The following is a 16,980-nucleotide window of genomic DNA, read 5'->3' on the forward strand; positions in this document are numbered from 1 at the left end:
TTGGCAGCATAATTTCATCGAGCTCGACTAAAGAGCTACATAAAAGCCATGTTGCCTAAGAACCAGCGATTGCGCCTAGCGCAAGACCTTACAGCCACTGTACGTTCCGGCGTCCGAAGCGGACGCCGGAACGTCGTGCTATATGCACGACACCGCGAAACCGAAGAGTTCCAAGGTGACAGGTTTGGATTCATTGTTTCCAAGGCTGTAGGTATTGCCGTTAAAAGGAACCTCACTAAACGACGAATGCGAGAGATCGCCCGGGTGCTGCGGCGCGTGGATGGCGATGTCGATTTTGTCGTTCGTGCGCTTCCAGGTGCCGCCGAACTCTCCTGGGAAGAACTGAACTCCCAGATCAATTCAGCGTTAGCCGCTGTTTTGCGCAAGATTGAGGCGCGCTGATGCGTAAAGACTTAGCCCCGCGTACTGGTTTGCTGTGGTTCATCATTGACATCCCACGCAATATCGTTATCGGGTTGCTGAAGGCTTACCGCAAACTCATCTCGCCCCTATATGGCGATGTATGCCGATACTTTCCTAGCTGTTCTGCCTATGGGCTCGAAGCAGTGACTCAGCATGGCGTTGTTAAAGGCGCTGGACTGACCACTTGGCGGATCCTGCGGTGCAATCCGTGGTCCGACGGAGGCGTCGACCACGTTCCCGAGGGACCGAGGATTTGGCCAGAAGGCAAACTGCCGAGGATCATAGTTCTGAATCATCCTGTGATTCCCGACGATGAAGACGCCGCGGATAGCGGCCGCAAGGAGCTCGACCACTGATGAACAACTTCCTAGACACGATACTGACTCCGTTTACATACGTAGTCTCGTGGGTTCTGTGGGCATTCCACGAACTGTTCACCACGATTGGAATGAACGCGGATTCGGGTGTTACCTGGACCTTGTCGATCATCTTCCTCGTGCTGCTGATCCGTACTTTGCTGATCCCAGTCTTCGTCAAGCAGATCAAGTCCCAGCGTGCGATGCAGGCATTGCAGCCGGACCTGCGCAAGCTCCAGGCCAAGTACAAGGGCAAGACCGACCAGATGTCGCGTCAGGCTATGGTTCAGGAACAGCAGGCGCTGTTCAAGAAGCATAAGACCAACCCGCTGTCTTCCTGCTTGCCCCTGCTCGTGCAGATGCCATTCTTCTTCGCACTGTTCCGAGTTCTCAACGAAGCTTCGCGCGCCAGTGATGACGGCCGTTCGATCGGTGCCCTCTCCGCTGAACATATCCGCAGCTTCGACCAGTCTTCGATTCTCGGTGCTCCACTGTCCGAGACCTTCTTGGGCACCATCAACTCCGGTGCCGTCAACTGGGCAGTAATCATCGTTGCCGTGGTCATGATCCTTGCCATGACCGCGTCGCAGTTCTTCACCCAGCGCCAGCTGATGACCAAGAACATGAGCGCCGAAGCCCTGCAGGGCCCATTCATGCAGCAGCAGAAGATGATGCTTTACATCCTGCCTCTGGTCTTCGGTATCGGTGGCATCAACTTCCCAATCGGTGTGCTGATTTACTGGACCGCTTCGAACCTCTGGACCTTGGGCCAGCAGTTCTGGGTTATCCGCAACAACCCAACCCCTGGTTCTGAAGCAGAGCGCGAACTGAACGCCCGCCGTGCAGCCAAGGGTCTGCCTCCGGTAGGCGTAAAGAAGGAAGACGCTGAAGCAGCAGAGCAGGCCGCAGCAGAGCAGGCCGCCAAGGGCCAGCGTACACAGCCACAGCGCAAGAACCGTCGAAAGAAGAAGTAGCCATGACTGCAACGGAGAACATCGACATCCCAGAGCTGGAAAACCAGATCGATGACGATCAGGAAGTTCTAGATGAGGGTGACGTCGCTGCCGACTACCTTGAAGAACTTCTGGATATCGCTGATCTCGATGGCGACATTGACATCGAAATCCGCGGCGGACGCACCTACATCTCGATCCTTACCGAGGACGATGACGCCTCGCTCGAAAGCCTTGTAGGCAAGGACGGTGAAGTTCTGGATGCATTGCAGGAACTCACCCGCCTGGCGGTACTCACGGCCACTGGTGAACGCTCACGCCTGATCCTGGATATCGGCGGCTACCGCGCAGACCGCGCTGAGGAGCTTCGCAAGATCGCTGAAGATGCTGTGGCCACCGTTCGTGAAACCGGCGAGAAGGTCCATTTGGATCCAATGAGCGCCTACGAGCGTAAGCTCGTCCACGACGTAATCGCCGATGCAGGATTGCACTCGGAATCCGAGGGCGAATCGACCCGACGCCATATCGTCATTTCGGTACTGGACAGCTAAGACCCATCACGCGAAAGCGTGCTGATCGACCTAAGGACCAACGCCATGACTGAGGACCTCAGCCTTACTGCAGAAGAGACCCTAGCCGCCGAAAAGATCTTCGGCGATCGCCTGGATCTCGCCAAGCGCTATGTAGAGCACCTGGCGACCTCCGGTATCGAACGCGGCCTGCTCGGGCCACGTGAAGTACCGCGTCTGTGGTCCCGTCACGTTCTGAATTGCGCCGTGATTGAAGAAGTCATGGAAAAGGACGCCGAGGTAGCCGACGTAGGCTCCGGAGCGGGCCTCCCAGGGCTTTGCTTGGCCATCGCTCGCGCTGACCTCAAGCTGACCCTGATTGAGCCTCTGGAGCGCCGTTGCATCTGGCTCTCCGAGGTTATCGATGACCTGGGACTGACCAACGTCACCGTAATGCGCGGACGCGCAGAGCAGATGGTTGATGTGGTCAATGCACGCTATGTCACTGCCCGTGTAGTCTCAGCGCTGACTAACCTGGCCGGTTTAACCATTCCTCTGCTGCATGGCCACGGCGAGCTCATCGCTATCAAGGGCCGCTCCGCTGCCGAAGAGATTTCGAAGGCAACCAAGGCCATCCGCAAGCTTGGCGGTAAGGAAACCGAGGTGCTTACTGTGGGCGAAAGCATCCTGGCAGAGCCGACTACGGTGGTTCGCATCAAGGTTGGCTAAGGCTGACACGATAGTCTATTAAAGAGTTATAGAAGCGAAATGGCTCTCATCCTTAGAAGTTTCAAGGGTGAAGCCATTTCGCAGTCTATATGACTTGTTTTGAATGTTTCACGTGAAACATTGTCGGTGCACGTCACGTTCGAAGAGTGCATCAAGTCACGAGGAGGAGTTTTACCTTTGTCTAAGACTAAGGATTCATCGAATAGCGCGTTTGATTTCAACGACTCGTCCTCGCCTTTGGCTACTCAGATAGCTAGTGAACATCGTCGTCGTGAAGCTTTGGAGGCCCGCAAGGTGCCCGCGCCTGAGAAGACCCGCTATTTCACCATTTCCAATCAGAAGGGTGGAGTCGGCAAGACCACGACCACCGTGAACCTTGCAGCCGCTCTGGCGAAGGGTGGACTGAATGTTCTGGTTATCGACATCGACCCGCAGGGAAACGCATCCACTGCATTGGGCATTGAACACCACGCTGAAGTGGACAGTATTTACGACGTGCTAATCAATGACCTGCCGTTGGCTGACGTAGTTGCTACGTGCCCAGACTTGCCATCTTTGGAAGTTGCTCCGGCGACCATTCACTTGGCCGGCGCAGAAATCGAACTAGTCTCCCTGGTAGCCCGCGAACAGCGTTTGCAACGCGCCTTGGACGACTACGCGCGCACCCGCCAACGCAAGGGATTGCCGCGCCTAGACTATGTCTTCATTGACTGTCCACCGAGCTTGGGACTGCTCACTGTCAACGCATTCGTTGCCGCACGTGAAGTCCTCATCCCGATCCAGTGTGAGTACTACGCGCTTGAAGGACTTAGCCAGCTGCTGAAGAACATTGAAATGATTCAGAAGCACCTGAACTCCAAGCTGACTGTATCGACGATACTACTGACCATGTACGACGGCCGCACGAATTTGGCTGCACAGGTAGCTAATGAAGTTCGCGAACACTTCCCAGAGCAAGTTCTTAAGGCTGTTATTCCACGTTCGGTGCGTATCTCCGAAGCGCCGAGCTACCAGCAGACCGTAATCACATACGATCCGAATTCGACTGGCGCACTTTCGTACTCGGAAGCAGCACTAGAGATGGCTGAACGCGGCGTATAAAGATGTAGTCGTTGTTCGCCCGGTCGGTGGCTACGATTTATCGTTCAGTGGCGCTTCTTTTGCTTCCGCTAATTATCTTGGGATCCAGTCGGTGAAGCGTGGTGCGAGTTGACTGCCAGGGACAACTGAACCGTTTCTATCATTTGTAGCTCCAGACATGCATCAAGCGTGCGCCGCCTGCCGCTGGTAATGGGTTCGTTTCGTTCGCAGTCATTGAAAATATGTAGCGGGGGATGGCTGGATGGCATCCGTATAGTTCCTGACGTTTTCCGCTTGACGCAGCTATGATCGGTAGGCGAGCGGACAGTAGCGTTCTGTCGAGTGTTTTTTTGAATTGCCACGAAGAGTGGTGTGAAACAGACTGGTGATGAATACTCACTAGAGCAGGCATAGAACGAAGTCTGTAGACCCGATGGGGACCCTCATAAGTAGCAGGAGATGTAGTAGAGGTCTACTGAAAGCGATTTACACGTATTTTTCCCTAAAACTATTATTTTAGATTGTTTAAAGCATCTCTATGCATCAAATCTTCGTTTCATGTATTGAACACCTTAGGATGTCGAGCTGTTCGCGTCCCCGGTTCGATGGTAATAAACAGTAGACTAGTCTCGGGCTGAGATTTCTGATGAAAGGGTGTGCGTAGACAATGGCAGACAAGAAGAGGGGCCTAGGCAGAGGACTGGGAGCCCTGATTTCCAGTTCGCCATCTGCGGCTGTTCCTGAGGAAAAGCAAGATGTTTCACGTGAAACAAAGCCAATAGAATCTGCCGCAGAAGCGTCAAAAACACGCGCTACTCGTCCCGTCGACATGTTCTTTGAGCCAGGGCGTAAGTCTTCTGCTCCGAAGGCACCGGTTGCACCGAGCAAGCCAACTAAACGAGCTCGGGCAACTATGCCGGGACTGAGCACCACCCTGGGAAGCAAGAGCGCTACTGTTCAGCACGATGATTTGCAGACGGAGAAGCAGGCTATAGAGAAGGCTGACTCGCAGGAGGTGGCTGCTACCTCTCCTGAACTGGTAGAAGTTCCAGGCGCGCAGTTCGCTGAGCTCGATGTAACGCTGATCCATCCTAATCGCAAGCAACCGCGTTCTAACTTTGATCAGGAACATATGGATGAGCTCATCCATTCGATCCGAGAAATCGGGCTGCTACAGCCTATCGTCGTTCGTCCGTCTCGTGAGAAGGACGACGTTCCATACGAACTGGTCATGGGTGAACGCCGTTGGCGTGCGACACAAGCGGCCGGTCTATCCACGATCCCAGCGATCATCCGCGATACCCAAGACACGGATCTGTTGCGCGATGCCTTGCTTGAAAACCTGCATCGCTCGCAACTGAACCCTTTGGAAGAGGCTGCTGCATACCAGCAGCTCTTAGAAGAGTTCGAATGTACTCAAGAAGTACTGTCCGACAGAATTGGTCGGTCACGATCGCAGATTTCGAATACAATCCGCTTGATGAAGCTACCACCGCTAGTTCAGCGTCGTGTTGCCGCGGGTGTTCTCTCTGCAGGACATGCCAGAGCATTGCTTGGACTGTCCAACAATGAGGCCATTGAACAGCTTGCGCAGCGAATCATCAACGAGGGATTGTCGGTCCGTGCAACCGAAGAAGCAGTTGCGCTCAGTGATGACAAACCACGCAAGCCAGCCAAGAAGGCACGTGAAACTCAGCGGAATGAGAGACTAGACTTCTTGGCAACCTCGCTGTCTGATCGGTTGGACACCAACGTGAAGATACAGCTGGGGAGCCGTAAGGGCAAAGTCAGCATCGAATTTGCATCAGTTGACGACCTGAACAGGATCATGCAAGTCATTGATCCAACGATGAATTCCTAAATCCGGGACTAGGCGCATGTTTCACGTGAAACATGCGCCTTTCTCATATCCAAAATTATGTTTCACGTGAAACAGCTGGGGAGAATCAAGGGTTAGCTCACGTAATTTGCGAGCCGTATAAGAACGTGCCCGGAAAGATGCGATAGCAGTGAAACCACTTTGAACCAAAGAATGATCTAAGGGGATGTCCACGTAGCTGTCCAGGCAGCACGAGAGCGGGGCCATAGGTATAGAAACGATGCAAGGATTTGAACTCGCACGAACAACAGGGGGGGCATCATGTTTTGCGCGAGAAACAAGGCCCCATGTGTCCTGCATGCCTCCCTGAAGACTTAGGTGTGGACGAGACGCCATCTATGCACTCAGAAGGCCATGGGCAAGCCTGAGGCGTTCTGAGCGCCTATCATGAGCCGACTTATTGCCCGTGGCGGATAGACGCACTTCAGGTGGAGCTGGAGCCATTACGACAGCGTTTCAAGACGACCAGAGTCTCCCGTCGAAAGCAGAGCATCGGGCAGAGTGTATCGATTAATCGAAATGGAATGTCCGCTGGACAATGCCGCGGGGACAATCCTTAGCAGGAAGACTGACAAACAACTTGCTGCGGGCATCCGCATCCACAGCTACAAGTAAACTGCTAAGTCACTTCCCTTGATCTGGCAGTGGATTAGTAGGCCCTAAAAATCCATGCTCCTGGTGTCGCCCTTGGCCGTGTCTGGCTGCGACAGAGCTGCTGAGCATCAGGTCATTTCATAATGAAAGAGAGAATCTCATCCCAGCAGCAAGACCGTTGGGCTTGGGACGATTCCAGGGATTCGTAATTCCATAGTCGTCACCCTCAACATGATTGGCTAGGCAGCGACGCGAGTTCCAGAACTAATTGATACATCGATCCGGGGGAGTGTCCTGCCATTGAATTTAAGGTGAAGCATGAGATCGAATGCTCCTTGAACATTTGACTCTATTAGAGCCACCGATATTCTCTGGGAAACCACCGAATATTGTCGTTCAGAGAGACCATCGATTGTGGTCTTAAAGGGCCGCTGCAAACAGCTGATCAGCGCTGGTAGGAGTTGCAGAACCGGTCGTAGCCCATTAATGCGGCCCCTGTCAGTTGGTCGTTGTCGGCGTGCATCAGCTTGAAGTTCGTAACGACTGTTGCCAGTTTCTTTTTGGGGCGAGCCAACCTGGCCACGGCCCAGAGTTCGCCGCGTCAGGGGAACAACAATTGGTAAACCTGCTCTTCGTTCAGACCTTTCAGCTAGATTTAGGTGTGGGATAGTTTGTCTCCTGCTCCATTATCCAGTCAGGCCCTATCTCGGGCCGGATCGTCCACAACATCATTTGGATCGAGTCCGGAAGCTCATATATACGCGTGAAGATCGGCGCCGTTCAGGAATAGTTGCATCACTTGGAGGCTAGTCATTCCCACTTGGAGACGTACTGGATCCCAATGACAATATTTATGGTCCGCAATGACCATTTCTGGTGGTAACCGGATCCACGAATAAGCGCTGTTGCGGTAGACGCCTTGCATCGACGCGATGGCGTGTGCAATGAAATCGTCGGAGAGAGACTGGAGTTTTCGCTTCGTTTTGAACTTTCGCATCACTGAAAATGGCTCAGTCCACCGCACAAGCTGATGCATGCTGGGAGGAGCTTAGGCGGAGTGGCTCTGAAAGAGAATATCCGGTGGATCTGTTCGAGAATATTACTGTTTGCCCGAGGTTAGCTCTGAACCGAAATTTTGGTGGCTCTGAATGAGTCAATTATTTATTCTGATACGACAGTTGAACATCCATGCAGCATTTTCATCGATGATTGGTTTCGGCGCAGAAGAGGAGAAACCACGGTATCCTTCTGCGACGGCACCTTTGATCCTAAGAAGATTCTCGGATAACTGGTTTAGTGATGACTTGGATGCTGGTAGATACCGGTAATGAAGTGCAACAGCGCTTACCCGGTTATGGAAGCCCAACAAAGAAATGGGGCAAAGTGTGCGGAAGTTAAGAATGAAACGCGAACTTATCTTGAATACATCGAGATAAAGTACACGAAGCACCTCAATGCCTAGGCACTCAAATTAATATAGTTGTACGTCGCTTTAGGATGACTGCAATTCTTATCGCCCGACTGGGCTACAACGATCATTTTTAATCTTGGTGAACTCGCACTGGTACGAACGTCCAACAAGCAACTATGAGTCCAACTCCTGATAAAAATTACGGTAGAGCTTGTCATAGGTTTGCCGAGCATGAGGACCTCGAAGTGGAACATATGATGTCATTGCATCTGTTCCACACGTGTTGTTGGAAGATCGCCGGCGACCTTCAGGACAACCATCGTCCTTGTATGCGGGGGAGTGTAGCTAACCCCGTTTCGCTGAAAGGAAGATGGTGGACATCGTTTGTCTATTCCAGTCTCGTTACTCTGAAGTTGATTCATATGTTCACGTTGCCGCGCAATGGATTAATTGAGCCATGTGCTCTGTGGAGGAAGGTTGCGTACTTCTGGATTTCTTTTTCGGCATTGACCCCGTATAAGGGCAATAGTAGCCAATATAGTTTTTACCGGATTATACGGCCAAGACCGCGAAGCGGGAATCGAGAGTCTAATGTTTCACGTGAAACGTCTCGTCTACTGTCATTGCGACCGCCATATACGTATATAAAGCTCCCCCTCTCGTAAGCCACAGTTACCGAGAACGAATACCTCGTATCCAGTTTCAAGGGTTTAGTAGGAGCGTTCTACATATCTTGGTGCAATAGGTCGTTGGTGCCTAGTTTGTGGATAGTAATGGTTTGAGGCCGGAGCTCATAGCGGTTGATGCGGGAATCTTGTAATCGGACTTCTGCCGAACGACACATTTGTGTATAGCCCTACGGCACCATATGCCTGAAGGTGCGCTAGCCCGCCATTGACGTAAGACGGAGGACCAGGAGGTCGACGTCTTGTCGTCAATCGTTCGACAACAGACGTCAAAAAATTGAACACGGACTGTTTGCTGTTTACTGATTACCCGCTTCAGAATTGGCAGAACGTCTCTAGTCTTTCTTTGGCTGCGATCATTTGTTTAGCCGACGAAGGTTGGTCTCCTGGGTTCGAACTAGTGCGAACATGGCCGACAAATGTGTACCGACGTATTGTTCTCCATGTCGTTCGTGATTCTGCCGGGTCCAAAAGACCGAAGGAAGAAGACACCTGAATTCGTTCTGATGTACCTAACGCTTCCTAGACTTGGTCAACCATTAATAGGTATAAAGCAATAACCTCGAACTTACTCTCCCTTGAACTTGGTTAGTAGCTTCGTTTCACGTGAAACATTAGTCCGCTCAGCGACGCATCATTGAACGAAAGATGATTCGATCCTTGTTTCACGTGAAACAAACTGATCGTTTGCAAAGATACTGAAATTTATCCCCGCGAAGGTTCGAACGTAGATTAGGCGTCAGGCTTGTCGGTTTGACCTTGAAGTAGACGGCAAATTCTAGAACCTACCCCGAAACATAGTTAGTGAAGCTGAGACCATGGAAAAAAGGGGAGCGGTGGACAACTTCGCGAGTCAGAATAAGAACAGATCCTAGTAGCCGCAGGTTCACTGGGAAGACTGAGATCTAGAAAATGCCATTGGGTGAGCGCTCAAGGAATCAGATACTCATGTAACCGACCAGGGTGACTGGAGTAGTCTGGAGCGTCGAGAACCGAGCACCCCCAAGCGTTGATGAGCCGTCAGTAGGCCAACAAACCACAGGCTAATGACCCCGAAGCTTGCTAGAAACCTCACAAGGGCCTGGAATGCGTACCTGAACGGCCTCCGGAGTGACATCGGGCATTTCGGACTCTGATAGGTCGCCTCAGGGGGCGTAGAGGTCGCCTACCTCAGTTCGCACAGTTGTCAGCTTCCCCCACGTTAATGGAGCGGCTATTTCCAAGCGCACGATGCGAACTGTCGCTGCCTAGATACAGACCTTTATGCAGGCTGCCGTAGGTCTACTGGGGGACTAGAGGATGTAGCTGGTTTGTCGATAACTCCCAGAAGGAATTAGCTATGACGGGTGTTCAGTGCAACCAGTGCGGGTCGTGAAGCTGGATTGAGGAACCAAGCTTATTGACAGGGGTTTATGAGCGATACGTTTTTAGACGCAATACGAACTTTCAGAAGTGTCATTTACAAGAGCATCTACTCTGCAAATGGCTTCGTGGAAGCTCGCACGTCGGGTTTTCCAGGGGAATGCTGCCTTAAGGGTGTTAGCTCGCAGGAACCAGATCTCATAGAAACACTCCACTGCGAGATAGAACGCAGGTACTTTAGGGGTGCTCATCGAATGAAATGGATCAACATGTTTAGTTTTCTACCAGGGTCGCATGTTGCCGGTGAATCGTTAGATATACGCGAAGGATAGTACTCATACTCAGATTTTGGTTCTTCATGCGCACCATCGTGTTCCGGGCAGTCTGAGTAACCTATGCTGGACCGTATTGCCGACAGGAAATCGTCATGAGGAAACCACCTACATTGTCCAGGGATGATGGGAACTTCCCGGTGTGTTCAGCATTGTCAGAGATCTATGGATTCTGAGGTTCAAGGAAAGGACGAATCAAATCCTTGCAGCCACTCAAATCCGAGATTCGGAGTTTTAGCCTGCAATGTGGGACCGATCGTGGCCGTTCCTGAATCGTCAGTTCAATCATTAGTGAAGTTGCAGAGTATGGTCCAGTGGATTCTTCACGCTGACGACCGATAAGTGTCCTGGGCTCCAGGTGAGGGTCCGTGGGACAACTTTGAACCGCTGATTCTATGCGTCGAGATGGAGGAGAGAGCCTTGGACAGGCCACACGATCAAGGCGAAGAATATTAGGGAAGATATACATTCTCTCGGCATCGCAGCTTGGGAACTCTGATTCAATGTACCCTCGCATGGACCTGGACACTGAATGCCGGGGAAAAGTGGGCAGTAAAATCCGCAGGTATCGGCGTACGCAAAGATGATCGATTCCTGCAATATCTCTTAGAATCGCCACCATAGGAAGAGCGTCTACCACCACGAGCAGCTGGTAGCTCTCTCAAGAGACATACTCTGGCAATCATTGGCTGAGTAAAAAATCTTGTGTTCGACCTAGGAAACATGGAGCCGGCGGCCACCGCTTGTAGCGTCGAAACTGAGTTACTTGGAACTGAACAACAAGAAGCTATCGTAGGGCCTTTTCAAAACAAGAGACGCTTGCCGTTTAGACTCATGGCATCAGAACAACGAAATTCTTGATCTTAAGGAACACGGTAAATCAGAAACCCAGAATTAGTGATGGATCGACGTGAGTATGATTCTTGCTCGAGAAGAAACGAAGACGTGCAACCATACATGCGTGAGGCTCGAAACTAGGGAACGGGTTGGGGGACCAAAAATATCTGATCTTGGGAGCTTTATAGCTTTTTCATCGTGAATTAATTCAAAAACAAAGTCTTTAATTTGTATAGTTGCTGCCAGTTGCCAAGACAGCCTTCGAATCAGAAACTGCCTAACCTGGACTGGGGTAAGGGTGTAAAAGGGCCCGCGTTAAGCCACTGCTGAAAATATTTGGTTAAAAAAGAAGTGAGGATCAACCGCTAGGTCGATCCTCACTTCAATCAGTTCTTCGACTTAGAGGTATTCGGCGAAGTCCTTCTCGATAACTGCCTTTGGCTTAGCACCGATCGAGGTCGCGACGTGCTCGCCACCCTTGAATACGTATACAGCAGGAATGCTGGTGATTCCGTACTTTGCGGCGATGGCCTGGTTCTCATCAACGTTGACCTTCACGACGTCAACCTTCGCAGCGTGCTCTTCTGCGATCTGATCCAGGATTGGACCGAGCTGGCGGCAAGGGCCGCACCATTCAGCCCAGAAATCGACGATGACTGGCTTGTCGGCATCCAGGACTTCAGCCTGGAAGGTTGCTTCAGTTACTGCTTTTGCGTTGCTCATGAGAGACAACCCCTTTCTGAGAAAACTATTAGGCGGTAGCGAGGGTTTCGGACACGTTGGCCAGGTAGTGCTCCACGTCCTGGGCTGCGGCGCAGCCCGAGCCTGCCGCGGTGATGGCCTGGCGGTAGGTGGAATCGATGACGTCTCCGGCAGCGAATACGCCAGGAAGCGAGGTTTTCGAGGTACGTCCATCGACGGCGATGGTGCCTTCGGCAGTGAGCTCCAGTTGGTCCTTGACCAGATCCACGCGTGGGTCATTGCCGATGGCTACGAAGATGCCGGTGACATTTACAGTGGTTTCTTCGCCGCTGTTGCGGTTCTTCACGACCAGGCCGTCGACCTTGTCGGCGCCGTTGATGCCGATAACTTCGGAGTCCCAGATGAACTCAATTTTCTCGTGGGCCAGGGCGCGGTCTGCCATGATCTTCGAGGCGCGCAGCTCATTGCGGCGGTGCACCACGATGACCTTGGCAGCGAATTTGGTCAGGAAGAGGGCTTCTTCCATGGCTGAGTCGCCACCACCGATCACAGCAATGGTCTGCTCGCGGAAGAAGAAACCGTCGCAAGTCGCGCACCACGAGACGCCGTGTCCGGAGAGGCGCTTCTCGTCTTCCAGGCCGAGCTCGCGGTAGGCGGAGCCGGTCGAGACGATGATGGAGCGCGCGCGGTAGACAGTACCATCTGCGAGGGATAGGGTCTTGATCTCGCCTTCGAGGTTCATCTCGGTGACATCATCGAAGAGAATTTCAGCGCCGAAGCGTTCTGCCTGCTTCTGCATGTTGTCCATGAGATCTGGACCCATGATGCCTTCAGGGAATCCAGGGAAGTTTTCCACATCGGTGGTATTCATCAGTTCGCCGCCAGCAGTGACGGAGCCAGCGATAACCAGCGGGTTCAGATTTGCACGGGCGGTGTAAATCGCGGCGGTGTAACCGGCAGGACCCGAGCCGACAATGATGACATCGCGGATTTCTTCGTTCTGTGCTGAAGTCACGGGGGTAGAACCCTTTCGTTCTAATAATGCGAGGTGGATAGCAAGGTCTTACCTCACTATCCACCTCAACGCATTGCTTTCGTAAAAAATTCCGCTTCTATTACTTGGCGGAGAATTCACCGATCTGGAGACCGAATGGACGCGAATCATTGCCACCGGATGCCTTGCGAGGCAGCTCGGTGATGTTCAGGAACACGTGGTTCCCTTCCATATGATCCTTGTCGTCGCCCTTGACGGTGACCGAGACCGAAGGGCCGGAGAACGAACCCTTGGCTACGGACTTGGCGTCGCCTAGATCATCGGATTCGCCTACGAGGATTTCGTAGTCTCCGCCGGTGCCGTTCAGGCCTTCGAGATTGACCTCGGAGATCTTTGACTTCTCTTCCAACTCCAAAATGAAGACCATGTTTGAAGCGAAGCCGCCGAAGTCAGCGGTGGTGAAGGAGTAGGTGGCGTAGGCGCTCGAGGCATTGCCGTCGATCATCTTGCTCAACCTGTCATCGGTTTCGGAATTCAGCTGCTGATTTCCAGGAACCAGACGGGATACGTCAGCGATCTCAGGGGCAGGCAAAGACGGCTCAGAGGATTCTTTTTCCTTGTCCGACTCAGATGGCTTTTCCGAGGATTCCACGGAAGTTGGCGAAGTGCTATCGGCAGTGGTGTTCTTGTCGCCACCAAGGAAGTTGAAGGCGAAGACTACGGCAACTACCAGCACGATGAGCAATACGGCACCTACCAGCAGGCGGGTACCCTTCGAACCGCTCTCTTCCTCGTCCTGCTCATCCACCTGTGGATCCTGGGCAGGAGCATTCTTGGCAGCAGCTGGGAATGTGGAAGCCTTTGGAGCGGCAGCTGCAGCACCCGCAGCAGCGCCAGTGGCGGCACCGGCAACAGCGGCGCCCTTCTTCTTGGCTGGCTTCTCTTCTTCCTGCGCAGCCTTATTGGCTTCAGCAGGCTCCTTTGAAGGCTTAGCCGGCGAATTGCCCTTGGACTGGGCCGCAGCCGCCAAAGCTGCAGTTGCCGTGACATTTGGTTCGTCCTCGTCTTCCAGACGGGAGACCTTTGGCTTGTCTTGTGGCTTTGGCTTTTCTACAGGTGCAACCGGTGTAGCCACGGTTGCAGGAACCTGCTCATTAGGTGCGGTCTGGTCGAACTGCTCTTCTTCGCCAGGCTGTTCCTGATTCTTCTTGCCGAAGCGGTTCTTCAGACCAGCGAAGCCGCCAGCCAAGGCCGAACCGATCTTGCCCTGGTGTTCCGGCTCGTCATCGTACTGAAGCTGTTCGTAGTACTCGTTGTCGTCTTCGTAGGTCTCTGGGACGGCCTGACGGGACTCGCCGAAGATCTCGGTGCCCAAGGTGTCGGTGAAGAACGGTTCTACGTATGGAGCGTCGTCGGTTTCCAACACCAGATCCAATAGATCTGAGGAACGCGCGGTGTTGGCCACGAGGTAGGTCTGGTTGGAGTCAGTGATGCCCAGATCCAGAACCTGTACGTTGGAAGCACGCTCGCCCATGGCGATTTCACGTGCGCTCGTTGCCAACTGCGAAGAGTTCTCCACGGAAGCCACCATGATGCTGACCGTGCGGTTCAGTACCTGATCCACGCCACCGAGTACCAAGTCTCCTTCAGCTGATGAAAGGACGCTCTCGGTGACCTGGTAGCGACCGCTGAGGACTGAGCCGACATCAATTGGCTGCGACACGTGCATCTCCAAGGGGTTGGTTTTGGTTCGGTGGCAGTCCGCAGACTACCACCTGCCATGTTACCGGTCGGAACAGGCTATTTGGTGCCCATTTGCCCAGAATCACTGGCAAGTTTCCGTGGATTATTTGCCTTTGAGCCCTGGGATTCTGCGAAGGATCGGACCGAGGAAGCCACGGAGCTCGGGAACCTTGGTTTTGTAGAGCAGGCCAATGAAGACAATACCCATTACAAAGGCCACGATAGCCACCGAAATCAGAGCGGTAAACACCGAGTCGTAGGCGAATCCGAAGTTGAATCCACCCAGCAGCCAAAGCGCCACAACGCCAATGCCGGCGGAGAGCGTGGCCATCCATCCAACGCGGATATAGGTGTCGATAACCGAGGAAACACCGTAGTTTCCGTAGCGACGCTTGATCAGATAGTGGGTGCCGATGCAGGTTAGAACGTTGGTCAACCCGTAGATGAAGGCAATCGCGGCGGCGATATGAAGCGGATCGATCAAGGCAGCAGCTAGGAATGCCAGGACCAGTCCCACAGCCGCTGTGGCCGACTGGATCAGCATCGGGGTGCGCGTGTCTTCCTCTGCATAGAAAACACGCAGCATGAAGAACTGCAGGGACTTGAATGGCAGGCCAAGCGCGGTGAGCACCAGCAATTGGCCAAGGGCTCCGGCCGCCTGTGCTGCATTTTCGGAACTGCCTGCGAACAACCGCCCCAGTGGACCAGCGAGCACGATGAAGACCAGGGTGCAGAACACGATAGGAATGGCGGTGGAGCGCATGCCCTGATTCAGCAGCTTGCCAACGTCTTTGCGGCGGTTCTCAGTGAAAGCACGGGCGAAGTCATTGAACAGCACGGTGGCAACGGTCAGCGCGAACAGCGAATGCGGCAGCACCGTGATCAGCTGCGAGGTATTCAACGCATACTCGCCGGCCACCGAGGCAGCCTGTTCGGCCGGCAGGTGCGTTCGAGCGGCAGTAGCTCCAGAAACGATCTTGGAATAGACCAGTGAGGAGAGGTTGCCGATCACCATGGCCGCCAGGGTCCAGATGGCCAGCTTGCCCACGTGGCGCAGCCCCATGCCGCGCCATTGGAAGTCCAAGGTGAGCTTCAGCCCGGTCTTCTTCAATGGCCAGAACAGTACTACGGATTGCAATACGATTCCCAAGGTGGCGCCGCCGGCCAGCCACATGGTTTTGACGCTGCTCCAGTCCTGCATCGGATCACCCGAAGAATAAGCTCCGAAGGTCAGGATGAAGGCGCCAATGACGATCAGCTGAATGACGTTGTTGACCGCAGGAGCCCACAAGAACGCGGCAAAACGGCCATTGGCATTCAGTACCTGGCCCAGCACAGCATAGAGCCCATAGAAGAAGATCTGCGGCAGCGACCAGTAGGCGAAGGCCGTTCCCAACGCGATCATCGGCTCGGTCCAGTTATTGGTGAGCACCGTAATCAATGGCTTGGCGCAGAGGGTGAGAATCAATGTCAGGATTCCCATGCCCACCACGGTCAGCGTGACTAATTTGGAGGTGTACGCGGCACCGCGGTCTTTGGCTTTGGAAGCCTTGATCAACTGCGGGATGAGCACGACATTGAAAATGCCGCCAGCCAAGAGCATGTAGATGATGGTTGGAATGACATTGGCTTTTTCAAAGATGTCCGCAACCGAAGTCACCGAGCCAATGGCCATTGCCAGGAAGGCAGTTCGCACGAAGCCCAGTACGCGGGAAACCATCGTGCCGGAGGCCATCAGGGCATAAATTTTGGAGCGCGAACCCGCTGGCTGCGCTGTGTGCTGTTGCTGTGGAGGTTCGGCGACTACGTCCGTGGCTCCGGTGTGTGGCTGATCGGAGCCGGCAGATGAATTAGGAACCTGAGACATGCTTTGTAAGGACCTCGCGTGCCAGATCAGCGATCCGGCGCTCATTAGGGAAGGACAGGCGCTTGCCCAGGGAGCCCAGAGGCACCCAGGCAACATCGACGGCCTCATGATCGGGATCATTCTCGATCGTCAGATGTCCGCCGGTAGCTTCCAGTAGAAAATGGTGCACGGTCTTGTGCACACGGTAATTCGTCACGGTGAACCAGTAGTCAACCGAGCCCAGCGGGGCGAGGATGCGCCCGGCGATGCCGGTTTCTTCCTCGATTTCGCGGATTGCCGCTTCCTCATTGGTTTCCACGCCCTCCGGGTGGCCCTTGGGCAGGCACCATTCCAATCGTCCGCCACGGTTGTACCGGGCAATAATTGCCACGGGGAAACTTGGGTCATTGAAGTCGATCACGATGCCACCGGAGGAGACCTCTTCCACGGTGGGAAGGCTCGTGTGGCCGCCGGTTGCCTGCGCATGAGCCATTGACGCAGTCAATGGGGTGCGCTTTGGGGCAGACGGGATCGGACGTTTCAT

The 16,980-nt window shown here is 53.5% G+C and carries 12 protein-coding genes; 7 read left to right on the plus strand and 5 right to left on the minus strand.

Translation table 11 applies throughout. The annotated features are described in order from the left end of the window. Positions 1-48 precede the first annotated feature (48 nt). The 7 genes from rnpA (at position 49) to AB4Y71_RS00480 (ending at position 5,911) form a co-directional block, all read left to right on the plus strand. A complete protein-coding gene (gene rnpA, locus AB4Y71_RS00450; RefSeq protein ID WP_441717162.1) occupies positions 49-402 on the plus strand; it encodes a ribonuclease P protein component in 354 nt (117 codons plus the stop codon). Then, complete coding sequence (gene yidD, locus AB4Y71_RS00455) at positions 402-779, plus strand: membrane protein insertion efficiency factor YidD (RefSeq protein ID WP_013350719.1); 378 nt, start codon at positions 402-404, stop codon at positions 777-779. The genes rnpA and yidD overlap by 1 nt, the downstream gene beginning before the upstream one ends. Beyond that, positions 779-1,753 carry a membrane protein insertase YidC gene (gene yidC, locus AB4Y71_RS00460; protein WP_013350718.1) on the plus strand — a complete coding sequence of 325 codons (975 nt, stop codon included), beginning with the start codon at positions 779-781 and terminating at the stop codon, positions 1,751-1,753. The genes yidD and yidC overlap by 1 nt, the downstream gene beginning before the upstream one ends. 2 nt (positions 1,754-1,755) lie before the next feature. After that, entirely contained in the window at positions 1,756-2,283 is a 528-nt protein-coding gene (locus AB4Y71_RS00465; protein ID WP_013350717.1) for a Jag family protein, read from the plus strand. Between the two features lie 45 nt (positions 2,284-2,328). Then, on the plus strand, positions 2,329-2,970 hold the full coding sequence (rsmG, locus tag AB4Y71_RS00470) for a 16S rRNA (guanine(527)-N(7))-methyltransferase RsmG (protein WP_441717163.1): 642 nt from the start codon (positions 2,329-2,331) through the stop codon (positions 2,968-2,970). Between the two features lie 177 nt (positions 2,971-3,147). Next, positions 3,148-4,071 carry a ParA family protein gene (locus AB4Y71_RS00475; RefSeq protein ID WP_013350715.1) on the plus strand — a complete coding sequence of 308 codons (924 nt, stop codon included), beginning with the start codon at positions 3,148-3,150 and terminating at the stop codon, positions 4,069-4,071. A gap of 646 nt (positions 4,072-4,717) precedes the next feature. After that, positions 4,718-5,911: a ParB/RepB/Spo0J family partition protein gene (locus AB4Y71_RS00480; protein WP_102598864.1), complete on the plus strand. Its 1,194-nt coding sequence runs from the start codon at positions 4,718-4,720 to the stop codon at positions 5,909-5,911. A gap of 5,639 nt (positions 5,912-11,550) precedes the next feature. On the opposite strand, the gene trxA is transcribed toward AB4Y71_RS00480, so the two are convergent. From trxA to AB4Y71_RS00505, 5 genes are all read right to left on the minus strand, one after another. After that, on the minus strand, positions 11,551-11,874 hold the full coding sequence (gene trxA / locus AB4Y71_RS00485; RefSeq protein WP_013350711.1) for a thioredoxin: 324 nt from the start codon (positions 11,872-11,874) through the stop codon (positions 11,551-11,553). A gap of 28 nt (positions 11,875-11,902) precedes the next feature. After that, entirely contained in the window at positions 11,903-12,868 is a 966-nt protein-coding gene (gene trxB / locus AB4Y71_RS00490) for a thioredoxin-disulfide reductase (RefSeq protein ID WP_134778996.1), read from the minus strand. A gap of 100 nt (positions 12,869-12,968) precedes the next feature. Continuing rightward, entirely contained in the window at positions 12,969-14,570 is a 1,602-nt protein-coding gene (locus tag AB4Y71_RS00495; RefSeq protein WP_441717165.1) for a hypothetical protein, read from the minus strand. Positions 14,571-14,693: 123 nt separating this feature from the next. Further along, complete coding sequence (gene murJ / locus AB4Y71_RS00500; protein WP_441684891.1) at positions 14,694-16,457, minus strand: murein biosynthesis integral membrane protein MurJ; 1,764 nt, start codon at positions 16,455-16,457, stop codon at positions 14,694-14,696. Further along, positions 16,441-16,980: an NUDIX domain-containing protein gene (locus AB4Y71_RS00505; RefSeq protein WP_013350707.1), complete on the minus strand. Its 540-nt coding sequence runs from the start codon at positions 16,978-16,980 to the stop codon at positions 16,441-16,443. The genes murJ and AB4Y71_RS00505 overlap by 17 nt, the downstream gene beginning before the upstream one ends.

The organism is Glutamicibacter sp. MCAF14 (assembly GCF_052114325.1).
GTDB lineage: Bacteria > Actinomycetota > Actinomycetes > Actinomycetales > Micrococcaceae > Glutamicibacter > Glutamicibacter arilaitensis.